General features: G+C 74.8%; 3 protein-coding genes and 1 pseudogene. 2 read left to right on the plus strand and 2 right to left on the minus strand.

Translation table 11 applies throughout. The features are described 5' to 3' along the window. Positions 1-317: 317 nt before the first annotated feature. The gene (locus ACFV8H_RS26825; protein ID WP_380404654.1) at positions 318-1,217 is read left to right on the plus strand and encodes a Gfo/Idh/MocA family protein; all 900 of its coding nucleotides are present in this window, start codon (positions 318-320) and stop codon (positions 1,215-1,217) included. A 46-nt stretch (positions 1,218-1,263) separates the two neighbouring features. On the opposite strand, the gene ACFV8H_RS26830 is transcribed toward ACFV8H_RS26825, so the two are convergent. Further along, positions 1,264-2,373: a hypothetical protein gene (locus ACFV8H_RS26830; protein ID WP_380404657.1), complete on the minus strand. Its 1,110-nt coding sequence runs from the start codon at positions 2,371-2,373 to the stop codon at positions 1,264-1,266. A gap of 178 nt (positions 2,374-2,551) precedes the next feature. Between ACFV8H_RS26830 and ACFV8H_RS26835 the strand changes: the two genes are divergently transcribed. Further along, complete coding sequence (locus ACFV8H_RS26835; protein ID WP_380404659.1) at positions 2,552-4,558, plus strand: transglycosylase domain-containing protein; 2,007 nt, start codon at positions 2,552-2,554, stop codon at positions 4,556-4,558. Positions 4,559-4,640: 82 nt separating this feature from the next. Here the strand turns inward: ACFV8H_RS26835 and ACFV8H_RS26840 are convergent. Then, positions 4,641-4,835, minus strand: a pseudogene (locus ACFV8H_RS26840) (hypothetical protein); the annotation flags it as partial.

Raw genomic sequence — 4,835 nt, forward strand, 5'->3', positions numbered from 1 at the left:
CCGTCATCGACGCCACCGGCCACTACGTCATCCCGGGCGGCGTCGACGCCCACACCCACATGGAGCTGCCGTTGGGCGGCCCCGCCCACTCCGACCCCCTCGAGACCGGCCCCCCCGCCCCCCCCGGGGGGGGCCCCCCCACCCGCCCCCCCCCGGGGCCTGGCCGCGGGTCGGCTCTTCCGTATGGCGGCCGCGGTGTCCGCTCCGCCGCGGGCGAGCCGGCCTGCCCGATACGCTCGGGGCTGACCTGCGGGAACGCGCCCGGCTGCGGCAGCCGCGCGCCCGGCCCGCGCGGCACACCGAGGAACGGAGACAACGTGCGGATCGGACTGCTGGGCACCGGCACCTGGGCGGAGCGGGTGCACGCACCCGTGCTCGCCGAGCACCCCGGGCTGGAGTTCACCGGCGTCTGGGGCCGCCGCCCGGAGGCCGCCGAGGCGCTGGGCGCCGCGCACGGCGTGCCCGGGTACGGCGACCTGGACCGGCTGCTGGCCGAGGTGGACGCCGTCTCCATCGCCCTGCCGCCGTCCGTCCAGGCCGGACTCGCGGTCCGGGCCGCCGAGGCCGGCTGCCACCTGCTGCTGGACAAGCCGGTCGCGTTCACCGTGCCGGACGCCCGGGCGGTGGCCGAGGCGGCGCGCACCCACCGCCTCGCCTCGGTGGTGTTCTTCACCGTCCGCTTCGGCGGCGAGCAGATCCCGTGGATCGAGCGGCAGGCCGGGCTCGGCGGCTGGTTCACCGGCCGCTCGGACTGGCTCGGCTCGGTGTTCGCGCCGGGCAGCACCAGCCCGTACGCGGCCTCGCCGTGGCGCAGGGACAAGGGCGCGCTGTGGGACGTCGGCCCGCACGCGCTGTCCGTCCTGCTGCCGGTGCTGGGCGACGCGACGGAGGTCACGGCCGTCGCCGGGCCGCTGGACACCGTCCACCTGGTGCTCCGGCACGCCGGCGGCGCCTCCAGCACGCTGGCGCTGAGCCTGACCGCCCCGCGCGCGGGCGGCGGCGTCGCGATGGAACTGCGCGGCGAGCACGGGGTGGCCCGGCTGCCCGAGCGCGGCGAGGGACCGACGGTGGCCCTGCACCGGGCGGTGGACGCCCTGCTGGCCTCCGCCGCCTCCGGCGAGGCGCACCCCTGCGGGGCCGACTTCGGCCTGCGGGTGGTGGAGGTGCTGGCGGCGGCCGAACGGTCGCTGGCCGTCGGCGGCCCGGTCGCGGTCTGAGCCGGTCCGACTGCCGACCCTTTCCGGAGCCGCTGGGGATTTCCTCTCAGGCCGGCGGCAGGCCCGGCGCCGAGGACTCCGGGCGGCGGTCGGTGGGGCGGGCCGGCGGGATGATCGGGGCGCGGAAGTCGCGCGGGCCGGTCCACAGGGCGGGGACGGCGTCGCCGCGGCGGGCCAGTTCGTAGGCCAGGGCCTCGTAGTTGACCCGCCAGCCGCGGAAGTGCCGCCAGGCGTCCTCGACCGGGCGCTCGCGCGGGAAGCCCGCCGCGGTGATCATCGCGACGGCGCCCAGGTACTCGGCGTAGCCGAGGCGGATCGGGGTGTCCGGGTCCGGGTCGGTGTCGAAGTCGATCCGCAGCGCCCGGCCGATGTCGCGCATGGCGGTGAAGCCGGCCCGGATCACCAGCCGGGCCTCGGGCGGGGCGGAGCGCGGGCAGAGGGAGAGGTGGAGGGCGGCGGCGTCCATCACCGCGATCAGCCCGACCACCCAGCTGCGGTTGGGCTGGGGGGAGCGGAAGGCCAGCAGCACCGGGTAGTTGGAGTGGCTCTCGCCGATGTCGGCGGCCAGCCGCTCCCAGTCGCGGTAGAGCTGGGGGAGCGCGGTCTCGGTGTCGACCAGGGACTGGCGGGCGAGCAGTTCCGGGCCCCAGGCGGGTTCGCCGGCCCGGGACTGCAGCAGCGTCACCTCGGTCTCGCGCCGCTGGTAGGCCGCGTACAGGGTGGGCAGGTAGGCGATCTGCAGGGCGATCACCAGCGGGCCGCTGGCGGCGGCCATGAAGTCGATCGCGGACAGCTGGAGGCGTTCGCCGCTCGCGTAGCCGAGGGTGAAGAGGCTGGAGCCGGCCTCCCGGATGGAGATCGACCAGCTGAGCTCCGAGGTGCCGTGCAGCAGCAGGGTGTAGGCGAGCAGCATCCCGCTGAGCCACACCGTCAGCATGCCGAGCAGCACCAGCGGGGCGAGCCAGGTCAGGGCGCGGTCCTGCGCCCGGTAGGTGCCGAAGGGGGTGGCCCACAGCCGCAGCGTGGTGCGCAGCAGTGCCCAGAGCCGGAACACCAGGGCCGAGTAGAGCCCGCGGGGGACGACCAGGGTGCGCAGGATGCTGCCCACGACGAGCAGGAGCAGCAGCACGCCGATCAGGGTGTGGATCAACCTCATGGCGACATTGTGGCGGTAGGCCGCCGGGGGCGCGGGGGCGGACGGGCCGGATTGCCCGGGTGCGGTTCGGTTCCCCCGGCCCGATATGAACATGATCACACTGATCTCGGCCCCCCAAAGGACGGCCGGTTCGGATCTGACGGGGTGGAGGGGGCCGCCCCAGGAGATCGGAGACCGGATGCGCGCACAGCAGGGTGGGGAAGCCGAGGAGGAGCGGACCGACTGCCGGAGGTGGCGTCCGCTGCGGCGGATCGACTACCCGCGCCGCGGTCGGCGCGGCGTCCGGCGCTGGCTCCCCTCCTGGCGGCAGCTGCTCCTGACGACCGGTCTCGGGACGGCGGTGCTGACCGGCCTGGCGGGCTGGTTCTACACCACCACCCACGTCCCGGAGGACCTGAACGCCTTCGCCACCCAGCAGAACAACGTCTACTACTGGGCGGACGGCACCGAGATGGCCCGGATCGGCGAGACCAACCGGCAGGAGGTACCGCTGGGCCAGGTGCCCGAGTCGGTGCAGTGGGCGGTGCTCTCCGCCGAGAACGAGACCTTCTACTCGGACCCGGGGGTCTCGGTCAGCGGCATCGGCCGCGCCGTCTACGAGATGGCCACCGGCGGCGACACCCAGGGCGGATCGACCATCACCCAGCAGTACGTCAAGAACATCTACCTCAACCAGCGCCAGGACGTCTCCCGCAAGCTCAGCGAGATGGTCATCGCGGTCAAGCTGGGCCATCGGATGAGCAAGCAGGACATCCTGGCCGGCTACCTGAACACCAGCTGGTTCGGGCGCGGCAGTTACGGCATCGAGCGTGCCGCGGCCGCGTACTACGGCAAGGACGTGTCGCAGCTCGACCCCAGCGAAGGGGCCTTCCTGGCCGCCCTGTTGAAGGGCGCCGGGCAGTACGACCCGGCGGTGAGCCCGGAGAACCACGAGCGGGCCGTGGAGCGCTGGTCCTGGATCCTGGACCGGATGGTCGACGGGGGCAAGCTCTCCGCCGCCGAGCGGGCCCGGTACACGGTGTTCCCCGAGCCGCGGACACCGCCCAAGGGGGCCGGCCTCGCCGGCCAGATCGGCTACCTGGTCGACCTGTCCAGGGGCTTCGTGGAGAGCCACAGCGACATCACCCCGGCCCAGTTCGACCTCGGCGGCTACCAGATCCGCACCACCTTCGAGAAGGCGAAGGTCAACGCCCTGGCCGCGGCCGTGCAGGAGGCCACCAAGGGCCTCGACCCGGACAACCGCGAGGCCGACAAGCTGCTCAAGGTCGGCGCCGCCTCGGTCGCCCTGGACGGGCGGATCGTCGCCCTCTACGGCGGCCCCGACTACCGCAAGCAGGGCTTCAACAACGCCAACACCTCGACCGTGCCGATGGGTTCGGCCTTCACCCCGCTGGTGTACGCGGCCGGACTCGACCAGGGCGTGCAGCGCCGGCGCGAGGGCGGCCGGACCCCGGTGACGCCCGGCACGACGTACGACGGCGACAACGGCGTCAACGTGACGACCCCGGAGGGGCCGTACTGGGGACGGGACGGGAAGATCGTCAAGACCGCCAACGACGGCAAGCGGAACTGGGGCCGGGTCAGTCTGCGCAACGCGGTCGAACAGTCCGTCAACGGGCCGCTGATGCAGCTCGGCATGGACGTCGGCCTCGACAAGGTGCAGCAGACCGCGGCGGCCCTCGGCCTGCTCCCCGAGAGCCTGGGCGAGCTGGTCCCCGCCTTCGGCGTCGGCAACTCCACCCCGAGCGCGATCCGCGCCGCCGATGCCTACGCCGCCTTCGGGTCCGGCGGCAGCCACACCGACCCGTACTCCGTGTCGGGCGTCACCCGCAACGGCAAGCCCGTCGACCTGCGGCTGCCCACCGCCGCCCGGGCGCTGCCCGCGGCCGTGGCGGCCGACGTGGACTCCGCCCTCAAGGGCGCCGTCCGCGGCGGCAGCGCCCAGGCGGTGGCGGGCGCGGGCGCCGGCCTGGCGGCGAAGCCCGGCACCACCCCGGACCGCACCGCGGGGTGGACCGTCGGCTACAACGGGCAGCTGTCGACGGCGGTCACGGTGTTCCGGGCGGACCTCAAGGACATGAAGCTGCAGTCCCTGGAGGGGGTCGGCGGAGCCGCTCCGGACACCCCGGACTCGGACCTGCCGGGGCGGATCTGGACGGCGTTCATGAAGGCGGCCGGGCAGTAGCCGCAGCCGCAGCGGTGGCCGTGGCCGTGGCGGTGGCCGTGGCGGTGGCCGTGGCCGCAGCCGTACCGGTGGCCGCTGTCGTTCAGCGGGCCCACGGGCGGAGCTTCTCCGGGTTGCGGACCACCCAGATCCCGGTCACCCGGCCGTCCACGACGTCGAACGCGGCCACCGTCAGCACGACGCCGTCGCGGGGGGGCCGCCGGCCCGGGGGGCCGGTGGCCGGGCACGCCCGCCGGTGCAGGGCCCGCGGCCGGGCGGGGCCGGGCCGCGTGGGCGG

It is taken from the genome of Kitasatospora sp. NPDC059827, from assembly GCF_042731675.1.
In the GTDB taxonomy this organism is placed as follows: Bacteria; Actinomycetota; Actinomycetes; order Streptomycetales; family Streptomycetaceae; genus Kitasatospora.

Coding starts and splice junctions, on each gene's coding strand:
- ACFV8H_RS26830 (WP_380404657.1), bottom strand. CDS start 2,373: ATGAGGTTGATCCACACCCTGATCGGCGTGCTGCTGCTCCTGCTCGTC.
- ACFV8H_RS26835 (WP_380404659.1), top strand. CDS start 2,552: ATGCGCGCACAGCAGGGTGGGGAAGCCGAGGAGGAGCGGACCGACTGC.